The following is an 18,231-nucleotide window of genomic DNA, read 5'->3' on the forward strand; positions in this document are numbered from 1 at the left end:
GCGCCGCGGCATCACGCGCGGAACGCTCGCCGCAGCGCGTCCATCCAGGATTCGGTGAAGGCCTTGGCCAGCGGCGCGTCCTTCATGAGGATGTCGAAGCCGTGGTACGCCCCGGCCACCCTCCTGAAGGTGGTCGCCACGCCCGCCGCCTGCAGCCGCCGCGCGTAGGCGGCGTCCTCGTCGAAGAACAGGTCCAGCGTGCCGACGCCGATCCAGGCGGGCGGCAGGCCGCGCAGGTCCTCGACGCGCGCGGGCACAGCGCCCGCGGGCGGCGCGGCTGCGCCGGCCGGCGCGCCCAGCAGCGACGACCATCCGAGCACGTTGGCCGCCGCCGACCAGATGAACGCACCCACGCCGGGTGACGCCTGGTGGATGATGCTGCCGGTGCGGTCGTCGAGCATCGGGTAGAGCAGCACCTGGCAGGCCAGCGAGACGCTGCCGCGATCGCGGGCGGCGATGGCCAGCGCGGCCGCGTGCCCGCCGCCGGCACTCTCGCCCATCACGGCGATGCGCGCCGGGTCGATGCCGAGGCTCGCCGCATTGGCATGCAGCCAGGCGAGCGCGGCATGGTTGTCCTCCAGCGAGCCCGGAAATGGTGTCTCGGGCGCCAGCCGGTAGTCGACCGAGACGACCAGGCAATCGAGCTCCGCCGACAACCGACGCAGCGTCGGAAAGAGCCACGCCAGACTGGTGCCGATAAAGCCGCCGCCGTGCAGATGCAGCACCGCCGGGGTGGGCGAGCCCTTGTTCGCACGGCGATCGACGATCCAGACCCGCAGCGCGGGCGCGCCATCGGTTCGCGCGATCCAGCGCATCCGCGTTCCACGGGCAGCGATGCGGGTGACGAGGCCGTCCACCCGACGCCGCAACGGCAGGCGGCCCAGCGTGGGCTTGCGGCGCGACATCCACCGGACCAGCGGGTTCAGCGCCGGCCGCAGCGACGGATCGACGGCGGCGAGCAGGTCGCGATCGGGCGGACGCGCGCGCTCCGTCACGACAGGCCCTCGACGGGATCGCCCGCGGCCACGGCGCGCGCCGGCCGGCCGCGCGTGATCGGCGCGTAGCGCGGATCCCCTTCGCGGCCGATCTCCGGAATCCGCAGCACCGCGATGGCGCCGACGACGCCGAACACCGCCAGCAGCATGTACAACGCGCCGAAGCCACCGAGCGCCAGCAACGCCGGCGCGATGAAAGGCACGAACGACGCCGGCAGCGCGCTGGCCACGCTCAGGACCGCCAGGTCCTTGCCCAGCGCCTCCGGGTTGGGAAGCACGCGCAAGCACAGCGCGAAGTCGGTCGCGAGGAACATGCCATAGCCGACGCCGATGATGGCGGTCGCGACGAACACCAGCGGCAGCGTCGGCGCGAACGCCAGCAGCGCGAGCCCGGCCGCCGAGACCAGGCCGCCGCCAACCACGAAGGGCTTCTGCCGGCGCAGGCGGTCGGAGAGCCAGCCGAACAGGAAGCAGCCCGCCGCGACGGGCACGATCATCACGAGGGTGAGCTGCAGGACGACGGGGCCGGTGTCCTTCGCGGCGAACCTGAACCGGTCGACCAGCAGGAAGACGTTGTAGCTACTGCCTGCGATGGTGCAGGAGATCAGGAAGCGCACCAGCCACGCCCAGCCGAACGCCGGATGGCGCCGCGGATCGACCCAGAACGACTGCAGCAGCTCGAGCGCCGTGATCGGTTCGGCACCCTGCGCCGGCACATGGCGCGGATCACGCAGCAGGATCACGGCGACGACCGCGCAGGCGGCCGCCGCCGCGCCGACGACGATCCACTGCAGCGTCGGCCGCCCCGCCGCGGCGCTGACCGCCACGAGCCCCAGCACGGGCGCGGCGGCGGCGACGAATCCGATCACGCCCGAAGCCGTGCCGCGCCGGTCCGGCGGAAGCTGGTCGACCGCCGAGGCCGCGCTGGCCGCGAACTGCGCGTTGACGAGCACCTGGACGACGCACCAGATCGCCGCGACCTCCCAGGCCTGCGTCGTGAAGGCCAGCACGACGATCGCCAGCCCGCTGCCGAAGCCGCCCGCCAGGATCCAGGTGCGGCGCCGGCCGAAGCGCGCCACGGTGCGATCGCTGAGGCGGCCGCCGAGCGGATTGGCGATCAGCGCGAACACGCCGCCCAGGCCGATCACGAGGCTGAACGCGGCCGTCGCGTTCCTGCCGGCGATCGCGCTGAGGTGGATGGCCAGCAGCAACGACGGCGGCACGACCTGCGTGATGAAGGCGCCGCTGTACGACGCGATGAGCGCGCCGACGAGGCGACCGAACGGCGTGGCAGCCGCTGCGGGCGACGGCCCGTCGGGCGTGGGCAGGCCGGCCATCAGCGAACCCCCCGCCATGCCTGGCGTTCGGGCGCCGCGGCGTCCGGCACCAGCGCGCTGGCCGTGTCGAAGACCATCGTCTGGCGTTCGGACAGTCCGTAGGCCGGCCAACCGGGATCGCCGGTCGTCGCGAAGCGGATCCACGCGCCGTGCATCGCGTCGGCCAGCGCGGTCGGCGGATCGCGGCCGATCATCTTCTCGCTGCCGGCCATGGCCTGGACCGCGGCGAGGTCGTCGTACACGAACGGCAGTTCGAGTCCGTGGTCCGAACCCATGCCCGCCGGCAGGCCGGGATTCTCCCAGCGGAATTCGTAGGCCCAGGTCGGTATCGCCGGACTCGCCGCGACGCGCGTCTCGACGAGACGCAGGGTGGGCATGCGGAAAGCCCAGTCCGTCCATGTCGCCTCGACGAGCGCCAGCGGATTGACGATGCCGCGCGGGCCGCGGGTGTAGGCGTCCTTCATCGGCGGCTTCAGTCCGAACAGGCGCTTGAAGTACCACCCGAGCAGCGGGTTGATGCGGTCGCGGCCGATCGCCTTCAGGAAGGTGGTGGTCTCGTTGCGGTTCGTGCCCGCGATGAACGGCACGTTGGGCCCCGCCGCAGCGGCCGCGATCGGCGCCTCGGGCAGGCTCGGCGTGCCGTGCACCGCGCGGAAGGGCGACAGCAGGAACGCGTCCGCACCGCTGCGCAGCGGGTTGACGAAGTCGAGCGCGAAGGGCAAGGTCTCCGCCACCGTGCGCGCGACGGCGGCCGTCTCGAAGCCCGCCCGCGTCGGCGCGACGCCGAGCCGCTTCGCCAGCCGCGCCGTGACCCGCGTCGCGACGTCGGGCAGCACCGATCCGATCGGCGAGCCGCTCTGCGCGATCGCGCGCACGAACAAGCCGCGCGCCGACGGCATCGCCAGCAGGTTCATCACGCTCACGCCGCCGCCCGACTCCCCGAAGATCGTGACGTTGGACGGATCGCCGCCGAACGCCGCGATGTTGTGCTGCACCCATTCCAGCGCCGCGACCTGGTCGCGCAAACCGAGGTTGTCCGTGCCTTCGCCGAGGTAGACGAAGCCCTCGACGCCGAGGCGGTAGTTCAGCGCGACGTGCACGACGCCGTCGCGCGCGAAGTTGTGGCCGTTGTAGACGCGCAGCGAGCCGGCGCCGCCCATGTAGCCGCCGCCGTGGATCCACACCATCACGGGCAGCGATGTCTTTCCCGGCGCAGGCGTGCAGATCTCGACCGTGAGGCAGTCCTCGCCGGTCGACTGCACGTTCATGTAGGCGTCGGCGAACGCGTCCGTGCCGAGCAGCGTGGGCTGCGGCGCGGCCGGCCCGGACCTGGAAGCGTCGCGCACGCCGCTCCACTTCTCGGGCGGCTGCGGCGGGCAGAAGCGGCGCGCGCCGAACGGCGGCGCGGCGAACGGAACGTTGCGGAAGACCGCGACCCCGCGTTCCATCACGCCTTCGACATCGCCGTGCTGCGTCGTTGCAAGGATTCGCATTCAGGTTCCTTCGTTGCGGGCCGTGCCCGGTGCCATCACCTTGCGCGCGATGAGATCCTTCATGATCTCGTTGGCGCCGCCGTAGATCTTCTGGATGCGCGCATCCGCGTACAGCCGCGCGATCGGATACTCGGCCATGTATCCATAGCCGCCGAACAGCTGCAGGCATTCGTCGACCACCTTGCACTGCTGCTCGGTGCACCACCACTTGGCCATGTAGGCCGCCTGGTCGTCGAGAGTGCCGTCCAGCAGTCGCTGCGTGCAGTCGTTGACGAAGGTGCGCACGACGTGCGCCAGGGTCGCACACTCCGCGAGCTTGAAGCGGGTGTTCTGGAAGTCGCCGATGAACTGGCCGAACGCCCTGCGCTGGCTCGTGTAGTCGACGGTCAGTTCGACTGCGCGCTCGATCACGGCCGCGGCGGGCACGGCCAGCAGCAGGCGTTCGTACGGCAGCTGGCTCATCAGCTGGCCGAAGCCCTCGCCTTCCTTGCCCAGCAGCGCGTCCGCCGGAACGCGCACGCCGTCGAAGAAGAGTTCGGCGGTGTCCGACGCATGCTGGCCCAGCTTTTCGAGCCGCCGTCCCACCCGGAAGCCGGGCAGGTCCGCGGTCTCGAGCACGACCATCGAGACGCCCCGCGCGCCTGCCTCGCCGGTGCGCACGGCCACCACGAGCAGGTTGGCGGTGAAGCCGTTGGTGATGAACGTCTTCGCGCCGTCGATCACGAAGTGCTCGCCGTCGCGCCGGGCGCGCGTCTTGAGCGCCTTCAGGTCGGACCCGCAGCCCGGCTCGGTCAGCGCGATCCCGGCCAGCAGCTCGCCCCTGGCCAGGCGCGGCAACCAGCGCTGCTTCTGCGCCTCGGTGCCGTAGTCGACGATGTAGTGCGCGGCGATGCTGTGCACCGCGGTGTTGGCGGGGAATTCGGCGCGCGCGAGCTCGTCCTGTGCCACGAGCTGGTAGGCCAGCGTCGCACCGACGCCGCCGTATTCCTCTGCGACCTCGGGCAGCAGGAAGCCGAGCTCGGCGAACGGGCGCCAGACCTCGCGCGGGATGAAGCCCTGGCGGCGCCAGCCGTCGAGATGCGGCGACAGCTCGGCGCCGATGTAGCGGCGCAGCTGGTCGCGGAACGCGTCGATCTGTTCGTCCATCCACAGATGGCGGTGAAGTTGCGGCAGCACGCTCAGATCCCCGTCAGGCCGCCGCTGCACATCAGCGTCTGGCCGCTCACGTAGTCCGACTCCGGGATGCACAGCAGGTAGACCGCGCCGGCGGCCTCCTCCGGCGACCCGCCGCGGCCCAGCGGGATGCCGCGTTCCATCGCGGCCATCAGGTCGGGATTGACGCCCACCTTGATGTCGCGCCCGTCGATCTTCTCGGTGGCGCCGTCGGCGACGTTGCCGGTCAGCCGCGTCTTGATCAGCCCGAACGCCACGCAGTTGACGGTGACGGCCATGCGGCCCCACTCCTTGGCGAGCGTCTGCGTCATGCCGACGATGCCGGCCTTGGCCGCCGCATAGTTCGCCTGGCCCGCGTTGCCGAACAGGCCCGCCACGGACGAGACGTTGACCACCTTGCGGACGACGCGCCTGCCGGCCTCGGAGTCGGCCTTGCTCAGCGCCCGGATCACGGGTTGCGCGGCGCGCAGGATGCGGAACGGCGCCGTGAGGTGGACGTCGAGCATCGCCTGCCACTGCTCGTCGCTCATCTTCTGGATCACGTTGTCCCACGTGTAGCCCGCGTTGTTGACGATGATGTCGAGGCCGTCGAAATGGCCGGTCGCGGTGGCGACGAAGCGCGCGGCGAAGTCCGGCGCGCCGACGTTGCCGACGCAGGCGACGGCCTGCCCGCCGGCGTCACGGATCGCCTGCACCACGTCCTGTGCCGGCGCGTCGTCGAGGTCGTTGACGACGACGCGCGCGCCCTCGCCCGCCAGCTTGAGCGCGATCGCGCGACCGATGCCGCGTCCCGAGCCGGTGATGAGGGCGACCTTGCCCTGGAGCTTGAGTGTCATGGGGGTGTCCCGATTGGAATGTTCAAGGCAGGGCGACGATCGCCTCGCCTACGATCTTGGCCTGCCCGTGCTGGTTCTCGCAGCGCAGCGCCACGCGCACGCGCGACTCGTCGCCGTGCACGAACCTGTCGACGACGCGCCCGCTGCAACGCAGCTCGTCGCCCAGGTGAACGACGTCCTGGAAGCGCACGTCGAACTGCCGCAACTGATGCTGCGGCGCCCAGTCGGTGAGCAGGCGTCCGAGCCAGGCCATGCCCAGCATGCCTTGCGCGAACACGTCGGGCAGCCCGGCGCGCCGCGCCACGTCGATGTCGATGTGGATCGCGTTGTGGTCGCCGGAGGCGCCCGCGAACAGCGCCAGCATGGTCCTGTCGACGGCCGGCATGGCCAGCGGCGGCAGTTCGTCGCCGGCGCCCAGTGCCTGGAGGGAGAGCACGTTCATCGCGCAAGCCATCAGTGGCGGCAGACGAGCACGCTGCGCATCTCGGACAGCAGCACGCCGGCGCCATCGACGGCCCGCGAGTTCTTGACCACGAACTCGAGGGCGCCGCCCTTCCTGTCGTAGATGTCGGTCACCGTCGAATGGATGGTGACGGTGTCGCCCGCGCACGCCGGCAGGTGGTACGCGAAGCGCTGCTCGCCGTGGAGCAGCTTGGCGAGCGGGATGCCGAGGTCGGCCAGCAGGCGATCGTTGGCGCCCGACTCGAGCTCCGTGCCGAACAGGAAGGTGGGCGGCGCCGGCAGGTCGACGTAGCCGGCGGCGCGCGCGGCGGCCACGTCGGTGTAGACGGGATTGGTCTCGCCGATGGCCTTCGCGAAGAACTGCAGGCGGCCGCGCTCGATCGTCATGACCGACGCGGGCAGCCGATGTCCGATCCATTTCCTGTCGATCATCGCCGTCGCTCCGTTCAGGCGCGCTCGTAGAGCGTGACCACGCAGGCGCCGCCGACGCCCAGGTTGTGCTGGAGCGCCAGCCGCGCGCCGGGCACCTGGCGCGCCTCGGCCGTGCCGCGCAGCTGGTGCGCCAGCTCGAAGCACTGGGCCAGCCCGGTCGCGCCGAGCGGATGGCCCTTGCTGAGCAGGCCGCCGGACGGGTTCGTCACCACCTGGCCGCCATAGGTGTTGTCGCCGCGTTCGACGAAGGCCTGCGCACCGCCGACCGGGCACAGCCCCAGCGCCTCGTAGCTGACCAGTTCGTTGTGCGCGAAGCAGTCGTGCAGCTCGACCACGTCGATGTCCCGGGGATCGACGCCCGCCTGTTCGTAGACAAGCGCGGCGGCTTCGCGCGCCATGCCGAAGCCGACCACCTCGCGCATGTCGTTCGCCTCGAACGTGGCGGGCCGGTCGGTGGTCATCGCCTGCGCCCGGATGCGCACCGCGAGGGCCTTGCCATGGCGGCGCGCGAAGTCCTCCGAGCAGACGACGGCTGCCGCGGCGCCGCAGGTGGGCGGGCAGGCCATCAGCCGCGTCATGACGCCTGGCCAGAGCATGGCCGACGCCATCACCTCCTCCTCGGTCACGACCTTGCGGAACAACGCCAGCGGATTGTTGGCCGCGTGGCGGCTCGCCTTGGCGCGGATCTTCGCGAAGGTCTCGACGCGCGTGCCGAATTCCTGCATGTGCGCGAGGCCCGCCCCGCCGAAGTAGCGCAGCGCCAGCGGCAGGTCGGAAATGACGAGTTCGTCGGTGGCCTCGTTGAACCACTGGAACGGGCTCGGTCGATCCTTGAACACTTCGCCCAGCGCACCGGGACTCATGTGCTCGAAGCCGAGCGCGAGCACGCACTCGGCCGCCCCGCTGGCGACGGCCTGGCGCGCCAGGAACAGCGCGGTCGAGCCGGTGGAACAGTTGTTGTTGACGTTGACGACCGGGATGCCTGTCATTCCCACTTCGTACAGCGCGCGCTGGCCCGCGGTGGAGTCGCCGTAGACGTAGCCCACGTAGGCCTGCTGGATGGAGACGTAGCCGATGCCCGCATCCGCGAGCGCCGCGCGTGTCGCGGTCGCCGCCATCTTCGGATAGGGCTCGTGCGCGCCCGGCTTGCAGAACGGGATCATGCCGACCCCCAACACGTAGACGTCCTGGCTCATGGAGATTTCCTGGTTGGAGAAGATGGCGCGCTCAGGCGACGCGGCGCGCGCGGCCGCGCCAGAAGGGCTCGCGCAACACGGCCTTGAGTACCTTGCCGGCGCCGGACAGGGGCAGCTGGTCGACGAATGCCACGCTGCGCGGGCACTTGTAGCCGGCGATCAGCGTCCTGCAGTGCGCGATCAGTTCGTCGCCCGCGACGTCGCTGCCCGGCTTGGCGACGATGACGGCGTGGACCGTCTCGCCCCAGCGCTCGTCGGGGATGCCGATGACGGCGCAGGCAGCCACCGAGGGATGGCGCGCGAGCGCGTTCTCGACCTCGCTCGAATAGACGTTCTCGCCGCCGCTGACGATCATGTCCTTCAGGCGGTCGGCGATGAAGATGAAGCCGTCGTCGTCCATCCAGGCGGCGTCGCCGGTGTGCATCCAGCCGTCGCGCACCGCGGCGGCCGTCTGCTCGGGCTTGTTCCAGTAGCCCAGCATCACGTTGGGACCGCGGGCGACGATCTCGCCCAGCGTGCCGCGCGGCACCTCGCGGTCGTCGGCGTCGACGATGCGCACCTCCATGCAGCGCGCCGCGCGGCCCGCCGATGCGAGCTTGCCGTGCGCGCGGCCCGCGGCCGAATGGTAGAAGGCGCCGTTGAGCGTGGCGATCGGGGCGAGCTCGGTCATGCCGTAGCCCTGCACGAAGCCGACGCCCGGCAGGATGTCCATCACGCGCTCGATCAGCGCCTCCGAAATGGGCGACGAGCCATAGATGATCGTCCTGAGCGCGCCCAGGTCGCGCGGCTTGCGCATGGAGGGGTGGTCGACCAGCATCTGGATCATCGTCGGCACGAGCAGCACGTGCGTGACGCGCTCGCGCGCCAGCGCGTCCAGAACGCGCTCGGGCTCGAAGCCGGCGAGGATCGCGTGGGTGCTCGCGCCCTGCCACTGCGCGAGCGCGAAGCCCATGTCCGCCGAGTGGAACATCGGCGCGACATGCAGGTAGGTTCCCGCGTCGACGACCAGCTCGTCGCAGCACAGCGCCAGCGCCGAATTGACCAGGTTCGCGTGGCTCAGCATCACGCCCTTGGGCGATCCGGTGGTGCCGCCGGTGTACAGGATCGCCGCGAGGTCGTCGCCGCGGCGCAGCAGGTCGGGCACGGGGGCCGCCCGCTCCAGCAGCTCCTCGTAGGCGTGCATCCCCGGCTGCCGCGGATCCTCGCCGCAGTGGACGACCTCGCGGACGCAGGTCGACTCGCGCCGCAGCTGCGCCGCCATGTCCGCGAACGCGTCGTCGACCAGCAAGATCGTCGAGCCGGAGTCCTCGAGGGCATAGGCGATCTCGGCGGCGGACCAGCGCGTGTTGCACGGGTTGAGCACGCCGCCGCCCCATGGCACCGCCATCTGGTACTCGAGGTAGCGGTCCGAATTCAGCGCCAGCATCGCGACGCGGTCGCCCGGCCGCATGCCCAGGGCCTGCAACGCGCCGGCCAGCCGCGCCACGCGATCCGCGAACTGGCGGAACGTCCGTTGGCGGTCGCGGAAGCGCACGGCGACGCGATCGGGATACTGCTGCGCCGCGCGGTGCAGGGCCTGGGTGATGTACATGGCGAAGCGGCGCTCCGGGTCAGAAGCGGTACGCCAGGTCCACGCCGAACGTGCGCGGCTGGATGACGGTGGCGGAGAAGGGATTGCCCGAGGGATTCAGTCCCGTCGTCTGGTCGCCGGCAGGGGCCGCATAGTTGATGCCGCGCCTGTCCGAGATGTTGCGGACGTAGAGCGACACGCGGGCCTGGGCGATGTCCATGCCCGCGTTCGCATTCAGGGTCGTGTACGACGGCAGGTTCACGGGCAGGTGCTGGCTGAAGTCCGAACGCCGCGAGCCGATGAAGTTGACCGTCGCGCCCACCCAGGCCTTGTGGGCGCCGAGTGCGAAGTTGTAGTCGCCGCCGGTCGATGCGCTCCACTTCGGGGTGTAGGGCATCGCGTCGCCGGCGACGCCGCCGGCCGCGGGCGCATCGGACGTGAGGTGGGCGTCGGTGTACGCGCCGTTGGCGCGCAACGTCAGCCCGGAGGCAGGCACCCAGACCAGCGTCACTTCCGCGCCGTTGCTCTGCGCGGTGCCGCCGTTGATGAAATAGGCGTAGGCGATCGTGGGTCCCTGCGCGCTGGTGCGCAGCTGGATGTTCTTCCAGTCGGTCGCGAACACGGCGGCCTCGATGGACGCCTTGCCCGAGAGGAACTCGGACTTGTAGCCGGCTTCGTAGCTGATCAGGTTGTCGGGCGTGAACGAGGCCTTGCCGTCCGGCAGGATGCCCGGCGGCAGCGCGCTGGGGCCGCCGGGGCGATACGCGGACGCGGCGCGCACGTAGACCGCGGAGTCGGGCGTGGGCTTGTAGCGCGCGCCGAGCATCCAGGTCGTGTGCTTCTGCGCCACGTCCTGCGTCACCATCGCGGCGACCGGCGCGGCGATGGTGGGCACGTCGTCCTGGTCGAAGCGCTGCTTGTCGCTGGAAAGACGCAGGCCGCCCAGCAGGTCGAAGGTCGGCGAGACCGCCCATGTCGCATTGCCGAACACGGACACTTCCTGGTACTTCGAACCGATGTCGAGGTCGGCCAGCGGCGGCGAGGGAAAGACCTGTCCGGTCGCCATGAGGAACGGGCTGCCCGCGGTGATCAGGTAGGAGCTGTCCTCCTTGGTGCCGAAGACGCCCAGGTCGAAATCGAGCGTGTCGTCGAACGCGCTCGAGCGCGCGCGCAACTCCTGCGAGATGCGCCGCGTCTTGATGAGCCCGTCGGTCTGCACGCCCAGACCGGGCACCTTGAAGATGAACTGGAGGATCGCGGTGTTGGCGCGGCTCGTGTCCGTGGCCATGCGCGATTCGGTGTCCTGCCACGTCGTGGACGACACCAGCTCGAAGCTGCCCAGGCGGCCCTTGACGCTGGCGTTGGCGAGATCGAGCGACATGGTCTGCGGCTCGGGCGTCCAGGTCGAACGCTGCAGATCGCCGGTCAGCGGCGCGAGGCTGGGCGCGAGCACGTCCTCGCTGCCGTAGCCGTCGGCCTTCAGCTTCTGGGTCAGCGCCCAGACCCTGACGGCCCAGTCGGGATCGAGCTTGCAGTCCAGCGCGACGCGGCCGCCGCGCGTGCGCGCCGTGTTGCCGTTCCGGCGTCCGTCGACGGGGTTGTCGATGTAGCCGGCCTCGGTGCGTTCGAACGCGCTCACGCGCAGGCCCAGCACGTCCTTGGCCAGCGGCACGTTGAGTGCGACGCGTTCGTTCGAACCAACCCCGCCCTCGCTCACCTTGTTCGCGCCGAGCGTGACGACCCCGAAGAAGCGCTCGGTGTCGGCCGGCGCGGTGACGTAGCGCAGCAGGCCGCCGACGGCACCGGCGCCGTAGAGCGTGCCCTGCGGACCCTTGAGGACTTCGACGCGCTGCAGGTCCGACGGATCCAGGTCGGGCGTGATGACGGCACCTTCCGCATAGGCGTTGACCGATCCGACGGGTGCCTCGTCGACGTACTGCGCCGTCGTCGGCGTGGATTGCAGGGCGCCCGTGCTGATGCCGCGCAGCACCACGGCCATCTGGCCGCGCGTGACCTCGATGATCGACAGCCCGGGGATCTGCGCCGCGAAGTCCTCGAGCCGCGTGGCGCCGCTCAATGTCAGGCGCTCCGCGCCGATCGCCGAGACCGAGGCCGCGACATCGAGCGCGGCCTGTTCACGCTTGTTGGCGGTGACGATGACCTTCTGCACCGTCTCGGACTCGCTCGAGTCGGAGGCCGGCGCGGACGCCGCGGCCGCAGGCGCGGCGGCCTGGCCGTGGGCGAGCTGCATGAACGCGCAAAGCGTCGCGGCGGCGATCGCCGGCGCGCTGCGATCGAGTCGGTGGGGGACCGAGGTGTGCATGGATTCTTTCGAGGGGATGGACGACCCTGCGGTCAGGCCGGGCGGCGCCCATGACGGTGCCGTCCTTCAGCCCTGCGGCAAGGAATTCTTCGAGGCAGGCGCCCGCCGTTGTGCGGGCCCGGGGGACGTGGCCTAGGACCGTCGCGGGTCTGCGGCCATCACGGCCGGCGGTGCGGCGCGCGCAGGCGCGGCCCGGTCTCGAACATCCGATCGCGGCGTCTCGGCGCTGTGGAATCTCGTCATCGTTGTCTCCGTCGTTTTGCGTGGCCGTCTCGCTGTCGTGCGGCCGTCGCCGTATAGTAGAAAGCGGCGGGCGCGAGCGCGATGACGGATCGCGCCAATCGTCTGGCAGAACTGTTCAATCGGCCGCTCGGCCGCATCTCATGACCCACCCGCCCGTCACCGTTGCGATCACGCTCGTGCACGGCATGCTGTCGGGTGTGCGGCGCAGCGGCGACTCCGACGAGCCCTACCTGGCCGACGCCGGCATCGCCGCGGAACTGCTGCAGCAGGCCAGCGCGCGCGTCACCGCGGCGCAATACATCGCGCTGTTCAAGTCGGTGATCGAACGGCGCAACGACGAGGCGCTGGGCTTGCTGTCGCGCCCGCTGCGCCGCGGCACCTTCGCGATGATCGCGCGCGCGGGCGTCGCCGAGGCCACGCTGCACGCGGCGATCCGCGCCATGGCGCGCGCGTTCACGCTGGTGCAGGACGACATCGTGCTGAAGCCGGTGCGCGGCGCGTCGAACCTGGCCGGCATCGAGTTGCGCCTGCGCAGCCCCGCGACGATCCATCCGGAGTTCCTGCACATGATGATCCTGCGGGTCAGCTGGCGACTGCTGGCGTGGCTCGCCGACGCCCGCTTGCCGGCGGCCGCGTTCGACTTCGCCTACCCGCGCCCCGACGACGTCGACACCTACGCCAAGGTCGTCTTCCCGGCGCTCGTGCGTTTCGACAGCGAGCGCAGCGCGATCTGGTTCGATGGTGCCGAGCTCGCGCGCAGCGTGCGGCGCGACGTCGGATCGCTGAGCAGGTTCCTGATGGCCTCGCCCGGCAGCGTCATCGTGCCCAAGCGGGAAGAGGACGTCACGTTCGCCGTGCGCCGCGAGCTGCAGCGCATGCAGCCGCCCTGGGGCGATCTCGCCGCGGTCGCGAACAACCTGTTCATGTCGCAGTCGACGCTGCAGCGTCGCCTGGCCAGCGAAAGAACCACCTTCCAGGTGCTCAAGGACGAGCTGCGGCGCGACATCGCCATCACACGCCTGAACACCAGCGCCGTGGCGCTCGCCGCCCTTGCCGAGGAACTGGGTTTCGCCGACAGCACGGCGTTCCAGCGCGCGTTCAAGACCTGGACCGGCAGCACGCCGGGCGTCTATCGCCAAGGCGCCGCGTGACCCGTGTCCCGGCCAAAGAAAAACGGGCCACCTCTTGCGAGATGACCCGTTGGTCTAGAACCGAAATTCTGGTGCGGCTGGCAGGAATCGAACCCACGACCCCTTGGTTCGTAGCCAAGTACTCTATCCAGCTGAGCTACAGCCGCGAAGCCTCGCACTATAGCATGGAAACGCGCGGCGTTCCTCAGCGGCGGCGGATGATTCGCGAAGGCAGGCCTGGCGGGACGTCGGCCGGCTCGCGCGGCGGATGCTCGCCGACGTAGGCCGCGCGCGGTCGGATCAGTACGTCGCTGCGGCCCTGCTCGATGGCGTGCGCGAGCCAGCCCGCGGTCCGGCCGAGCGCGAACACGAGGTACGCGTGCCCCTGCGGCAGGCCGAGGCTGCGCCGCAGGGCGACCAGCGCGTAGTCGATCGACGCGTGCTGGCCGTTGCGCTCGAACACCGCCGCCATCAGCCGCTCGTTGCGATGCGCGCGCGGCAGCTGGGCCAGCAAGGCCCGCGCCCGCGGGTCGCCGTCGGGATACAGCGGGTGGCCGAAGCCGGGAATGTTCTGGCCCGGGACGCCCGCGATCGCGGCCTCGCCGCCGGCCACGCTGGCGTCGACGAGGCGAGCCAGCGCCGGCTTGCGGCCGGCCGCCAGCGAGCGATCCCACAGCGACTCGATCGCCGTCGTGACGCCGCAATGGCGGGCTCCGGACAACGCCGCGAGTCCGGCGGTGACGCAGGCGCCGAGCCCGGCGCCGGTCGACGCGACGCATCGGGCCGCGAAGCTCGACGCGTTCAGTTCGTGGTCGGCGCACAGCACCAGCGCCTGCCGCACGAGCTCGGTGCCGCGATCGTCGAGCCGCCAGGCGCGTGCCAGCTGGCGATGCGCGGGCCCGCGGCCCGGGACGCGGCGCGCGACGACGGCCGTCATCAACTGCAGCAGGCGGCCGCAGCGTGCGGCGACGCTGGAACCAGTGTCGACATCGAGGCCCTGCAGCCAGCCGAACCCCGCCGTGCAGCCCTGCACCGGATCGAGCCGCGCGAGCGCGCGCAGCGTCGAGGCGTCGACGCGTGGCGACGCATCCGCGACCAGCTCCGCCGGGTCGCAGCCGATCAGCAGCGCGGCGACCTCTTCGAGCGTGGCATGGCGCGACAGCTCGATCGCGTCGCGGCCGCGGTAGTAAAGGCGGCCCTGCTCGATGAGCGTCAGCTCGGAGTTGAGCACCGGGCGTCCCCAGTCGAGGCTGGCGCGCGCCACCAGCGCGGGCTTGCGCGCGCGCTCGCGCTCGACGGCGAGGCGCTCGACCTCCTGCCGCCGGTAGCGGCTCTGCTGCGTGCCCCCGGCCTGTTCCGAGCGCACGAGGCCGCGGCTGACGTAGGCGTAGAGCGTCGAGCGCGTCACGTGCAGCGCCCGCGCCGCCTGTTCCGCTGTCATCCAGTCGTCGTTCATGCGAGCCATTTTCACACCGGGGTCGTCGTGCATATCGACGTTGACCGGCCCGATCAACGTTGACGCCCCAGTCGCCGCGGGCGTGAAATGACGTCACCGCAACAACAGCCTTCGCCATGTCCGCGCTGCCGAACTCGACCTCGTCCGATGCCTCCGAAGCGGCGCGTTCCGCGCTCGAACAACTGTGGAGCGAGGCGAACCTGCCCGACGCCGCGCTGGCGCGCATCGCGCTTCGCGGCGCGGGCCCGGGCATCGCCTCGAACTTCGCGGTCGGCGACGCGGCCCAGGCCAGCCTCGCCGCCTCGGCGCTCGCGGCGGCCGAGATCCGCCAGCTGCGCGGCCATGCGCGCCAGGAGGTGCTCGTCGACCGCGCACACGCGCTCGCGGAATGCGCGGGCTGGTTCTCGCTCGACGGCGTCACGCCGCAGATCTGGGACAAGATCTCCGGGCTGTATCCCTGCGGCGACGCGGTGGGCGCGCCGGGCTGGGTCCGCATCCACGCCAACTTCGTGCACCATCGCGACGGCGCGCTGCGCCTGCTGGGCCTCGAGCCGGGTTCGCGGACCGAACGGGACGCGGTCAAGGCCGCGCTGCGCCACTGGCCCGCCGAGGCCTTCGAGACGGCGGCCGCCGAGGCCGGCCTCGTCGTCGCGGCGCTGCGCAGCTTCGACGAGTGGGATCGCCATCCGCAGTCGACGGCCATCGGGCCGCGGCCGGTGTCCATCGAGCGCATCGACGGCCCCGCCGACGCCGACCCCGTGGCCTGGCCGGCATTGGCCGCGACGGGTCGGCCGCTCACGGGCCTGCGCGTCCTCGACCTCACGCGCATCCTCGCCGGCCCCGTGGGCTGCCGCACGCTCGCCGCGCACGGCGCCGACGTGCTGATGGTGAACTCGCCGAACCTGCCCAACATCGACGCCATCGCGGAGCTGAGCCGCGGCAAGCGCTCCGCGCACGTCGACCTGGAGCAGCACGACGGTCGCGAGACACTGCGTCGGCTCGTGCGCGACGCCCACGTCTTCGTGCAAGGCTACCGGCCCGGCAGCCTCGCGGCGCGCGGCTTCGATCCGCGGACGCTGGCCCGGCTGCGGCCGGGGATCGTCGTGGCGTCGCTGTCGGCCTATGGATCGTCGGGCCCCTGGGCCGGCCGGCGCGGCTTCGATTCGCTGGTGCAGACCGCCACCGGCTTCAACCACGCCGAGGCCGACGCGGCCGGCGCGGCGACGCCGCAGGCCATGCCCGTGCAGATCCTCGATTTCGCTTCGGGCTTCCTGCTCGCCTTCGGCGCGCAAGCCGCGCTGATGCGGCAGCAGCGCGAGGGCGGCAGCTGGCACGTGCAGGTGTCGCTGGCCGGCACGGCCCGCTGGCTGCGCGGGCTGGGTCGCGTTGCGGGCGGTCTCGACGTGCCGCGCGCCACCAGCGTGCCCGCGCAGTTCCTCGTCAGCGAACCGTCGGGCTTCGGCCGGCTGGCCGGCGTGCGCCATGCCGGCGAACTCGCGGAGACCCCGCCGCTGTGGCGCCTGCCGTCGATGCCGCCGGGGACGCACCAGCCCGTCTGGGCGAATTGAGCCGCGGCAGCACAAAGAAAAACGGGCCACCTCTTGCGAGATGACCCGTTCGTCTAGAACCGAAATTCTGGTGCGGCTGGCAGGAATCGAACCCACGACCCCTTGGTTCGTAGCCAAGTACTCTATCCAGCTGAGCTACAGCCGCGAAGCCTTGCATTATGGCATGTCGATGACTCTCGACAGCCAATCTCCGAGAAAACCCGAAGGTTAATCGATCACGGCGGCCTGGCGCTCGTACTCGCCGCCGCGCAGCTCGTCGCCTTCCAGGCGCGCGATGAAGGCGAGGCGGCGCAGGGCCTGGCGACGCACGCGGCCCGGCAGCGTGGCGGTGTGCGCGGTCTGTTCGAGCGGACGGCGAGCCTTGCCCCACAACTGGCGTTCGGCGAACACCATGCCGGCGGCGGCGACGATCGCGGCCTCGTTGCCGTGCGACGCGAGCGCCGCCTCGACGCGCGGCAGCCACTCGTTGCCGAGCCCCGAGATGCAATCGATCAGCGCGATCGCGAGCGCGGCCCGCTCGTCGGCGTCGATGCGCGCGAGCTCGCTCCAGTGCGGCGCGAGATAGTCGCGGCCCAGGTCAGCGCGGCCGAGGTCGCGCGCGCGCACCGCGGCGCGCGCGCCCACGAGCACGTCGCGGCGATCGCCCGCGTCGAGCGACTGCCACGCGCGCAGCAGCTGCTCCTCGTCGTGCGCGGCGCAGACGACGTCGATGGCCAGCGAGCGCAGCAGCGACTGCGCGGCGACCTGCGAGAAGCCCTGGTGCTTGGCGAGCAGGCGCGCGGTCTGCAGCGCCTCGACCGGCTTCTGCGCCATGCGCGCGGCCTGCAGGCGCAGGCGCAGGGCCTGCGTGCGGCGCGCGACGCCGGGCGGCAGCGCGCGCAGGGCCTCGAGGCCGCGCTCGGCGTCGCGGTCGTCCAGCGCCCACTCGGCCATCAACAGGTGCGCGCCATCGAGCACCACCGAGCCGGACAACACGCCCGACGTCAGTTCGACGACACGGTTGGCGCGCTCGTCGCGGCCGCGCCGGTCCTGGATGCGATGCAGCGACGCCGCGGCGATCAGGTGCGCGAGGCCCGCGAACTCGCGGTCGTTGCGCAGCACGTCCACGTCCTGCTGCAGCTCGAGCGCCTGGCGTGCCGCCTTGCTCGCGCGGTTGAAGCGCGCGGCCAGGTATTCGGCGTGGGCGTCGCGCAGCGCGGCGTGCGCGGCGCGCTCGCGCTTCAACTCGCGCCACTCGTGCGCGCGGCGCGGCATGCTCAGCAGCCCGTTGATCGCCTTCAACGCCACGTACAGCACGACGACGAACAGCACCAGCGCGACGACGGCCACGTTGAGCGACGTGTCGACGCGGTAGCCCGAATAGAAGATGGAGACGAGCCCGTCGTTCTGGCTCAGCACGGCGGCCGAGACGACCGCGGCCACGAACAGCAGGATGACCCAGATGACGGTCTTCATGCGAGTCCCGTGATCAGTGGCCGGCGACGGCCGCGGCGATCGCTGCCAGCGTGTCGTCGGGCCGCGGGAAGCTGACCTGCTTCGCCTGCGCGCTCACCTGGCGCAGCAGGTCGGACACCGCCACCACGCGACGCGAGTTGTGGTCGAAGTAGCGGTCGAGCGCGGTCTGCGCCTGCTGCAGGTCGGCCTGCGCGAGATCGAACTGCCGCGACAGGATCGACAGCCGCGCGTTGAGCAGGCGCAGCTTGACGTTCTCGCGCAGGAAGAACGACTGGTCGGGCGTCATCAGCGCGGCCTCGGGATGCTCGATCGACGTGACGCGCACCGCCTGCTTCAACTCGCTGAAGAACGGCACGCTGAAGGCGTCCCACGCGTGCTGCACCGACACGACCCACGCGGGCGGCGGCGCGGCGGACGCGGCCGAGGCGGCGGCGCTCGCGCGCGCCCACGCCGCGCCGCGCGCGCAGGCCGACGCGCCGTTGGCCGGCGCCCCGGCCGCGCGGCCGGCGGCCCGCGCGCGCGCGGGCCCCGCAGCGAGCGGCGGCGCGACGAACAAGCGCAC

The 18,231-nt window shown here is 71.5% G+C and carries 15 protein-coding genes and 2 tRNA genes; 2 read left to right on the forward strand and 15 right to left on the reverse strand.

Annotation, left to right across the window (positions count from 1 at the left end; genetic code table 11):
- Window positions 1–11: 11 nt before the first annotated feature.
- Genes LPC04_RS17415 through LPC04_RS17460 form a run of 10 tightly spaced genes read right to left on the reverse strand, consistent with a single transcriptional unit; the run spans window position 12 to window position 11,817 of the window.
- A complete protein-coding gene (locus LPC04_RS17415; protein WP_275683524.1) occupies window positions 12–995 on the reverse strand; it encodes an alpha/beta hydrolase in 984 nt (327 codons plus the stop codon).
- Window positions 992–2,350: an MFS transporter gene (locus tag LPC04_RS17420; protein ID WP_275683525.1), complete on the reverse strand. Its 1,359-nt coding sequence runs from the start codon at window positions 2,348–2,350 to the stop codon at window positions 992–994. The genes LPC04_RS17415 and LPC04_RS17420 overlap by 4 nt, the downstream gene beginning before the upstream one ends.
- Window positions 2,332–3,825 carry a carboxylesterase/lipase family protein gene (locus tag LPC04_RS17425; protein ID WP_275683526.1) on the reverse strand — a complete coding sequence of 498 codons (1,494 nt, stop codon included), beginning with the start codon at window positions 3,823–3,825 and terminating at the stop codon, window positions 2,332–2,334. The genes LPC04_RS17420 and LPC04_RS17425 overlap by 19 nt, the downstream gene beginning before the upstream one ends.
- Window positions 3,826–5,001: an acyl-CoA dehydrogenase family protein gene (locus LPC04_RS17430; RefSeq protein WP_275683527.1), complete on the reverse strand. Its 1,176-nt coding sequence runs from the start codon at window positions 4,999–5,001 to the stop codon at window positions 3,826–3,828.
- A gap of 2 nt (window positions 5,002–5,003) precedes the next feature.
- A complete protein-coding gene (locus LPC04_RS17435; protein ID WP_275683528.1) occupies window positions 5,004–5,834 on the reverse strand; it encodes an SDR family NAD(P)-dependent oxidoreductase in 831 nt (276 codons plus the stop codon).
- Between the two features lie 22 nt (window positions 5,835–5,856).
- Window positions 5,857–6,276: a MaoC family dehydratase gene (locus LPC04_RS17440; RefSeq protein ID WP_275683529.1), complete on the reverse strand. Its 420-nt coding sequence runs from the start codon at window positions 6,274–6,276 to the stop codon at window positions 5,857–5,859.
- 11 nt (window positions 6,277–6,287) lie between these two features.
- Window positions 6,288–6,728, reverse strand: coding sequence for a MaoC family dehydratase N-terminal domain-containing protein (locus tag LPC04_RS17445; protein ID WP_275683530.1), 441 nt, complete (start codon window positions 6,726–6,728; stop codon window positions 6,288–6,290).
- A gap of 14 nt (window positions 6,729–6,742) precedes the next feature.
- Complete coding sequence (locus tag LPC04_RS17450; RefSeq protein WP_275683531.1) at window positions 6,743–7,924, reverse strand: lipid-transfer protein; 1,182 nt, start codon at window positions 7,922–7,924, stop codon at window positions 6,743–6,745.
- A 31-nt stretch (window positions 7,925–7,955) separates the two neighbouring features.
- Window positions 7,956–9,515: an acyl-CoA synthetase gene (locus LPC04_RS17455; RefSeq protein ID WP_275683532.1), complete on the reverse strand. Its 1,560-nt coding sequence runs from the start codon at window positions 9,513–9,515 to the stop codon at window positions 7,956–7,958.
- Window positions 9,516–9,534: 19 nt separating this feature from the next.
- Window positions 9,535–11,817 carry a TonB-dependent receptor gene (locus LPC04_RS17460; protein WP_275683533.1) on the reverse strand — a complete coding sequence of 761 codons (2,283 nt, stop codon included), beginning with the start codon at window positions 11,815–11,817 and terminating at the stop codon, window positions 9,535–9,537.
- 383 nt (window positions 11,818–12,200) lie between these two features.
- Here LPC04_RS17460 and LPC04_RS17465 point away from each other — a divergent pair, with 383 nt between their 5' ends.
- On the forward strand, window positions 12,201–13,211 hold the full coding sequence (locus LPC04_RS17465) for an AraC family transcriptional regulator (RefSeq protein ID WP_275683534.1): 1,011 nt from the start codon (window positions 12,201–12,203) through the stop codon (window positions 13,209–13,211).
- A gap of 69 nt (window positions 13,212–13,280) precedes the next feature.
- On the opposite strand, the gene LPC04_RS17470 is transcribed toward LPC04_RS17465, so the two are convergent.
- Together LPC04_RS17470 and LPC04_RS17475 are read right to left on the reverse strand one after the other, a co-directional pair.
- Window positions 13,281–13,357 (reverse strand) — tRNA-Arg (locus LPC04_RS17470).
- Window positions 13,358–13,395: 38 nt separating this feature from the next.
- Window positions 13,396–14,646, reverse strand: coding sequence for a citrate synthase family protein (locus LPC04_RS17475; RefSeq protein WP_275683535.1), 1,251 nt, complete (start codon window positions 14,644–14,646; stop codon window positions 13,396–13,398).
- Between the two features lie 116 nt (window positions 14,647–14,762).
- On the opposite strand from LPC04_RS17475, the gene LPC04_RS17480 reads away from it, so the two are divergent.
- Window positions 14,763–16,214: a CoA transferase gene (locus tag LPC04_RS17480; RefSeq protein ID WP_275683536.1), complete on the forward strand. Its 1,452-nt coding sequence runs from the start codon at window positions 14,763–14,765 to the stop codon at window positions 16,212–16,214.
- Between the two features lie 68 nt (window positions 16,215–16,282).
- On the opposite strand, the gene LPC04_RS17485 is transcribed toward LPC04_RS17480, so the two are convergent.
- From LPC04_RS17485 to LPC04_RS17495, 3 genes are all read right to left on the reverse strand, one after another.
- A tRNA-Arg gene (locus LPC04_RS17485) sits at window positions 16,283–16,359 on the reverse strand.
- Window positions 16,360–16,421: 62 nt separating this feature from the next.
- Window positions 16,422–17,669 carry a heme biosynthesis HemY N-terminal domain-containing protein gene (locus LPC04_RS17490; RefSeq protein WP_275683537.1) on the reverse strand — a complete coding sequence of 416 codons (1,248 nt, stop codon included), beginning with the start codon at window positions 17,667–17,669 and terminating at the stop codon, window positions 16,422–16,424.
- A 13-nt stretch (window positions 17,670–17,682) separates the two neighbouring features.
- On the reverse strand, window positions 17,683–18,231 hold a 549-nt coding region (locus LPC04_RS17495), incomplete at its 5' end, for a uroporphyrinogen-III C-methyltransferase (RefSeq protein ID WP_275683538.1).

This window comes from Scleromatobacter humisilvae (genome assembly GCF_023231945.1).
Lineage (GTDB): Bacteria > Pseudomonadota > Gammaproteobacteria > Burkholderiales > Burkholderiaceae_C > Scleromatobacter > Scleromatobacter humisilvae.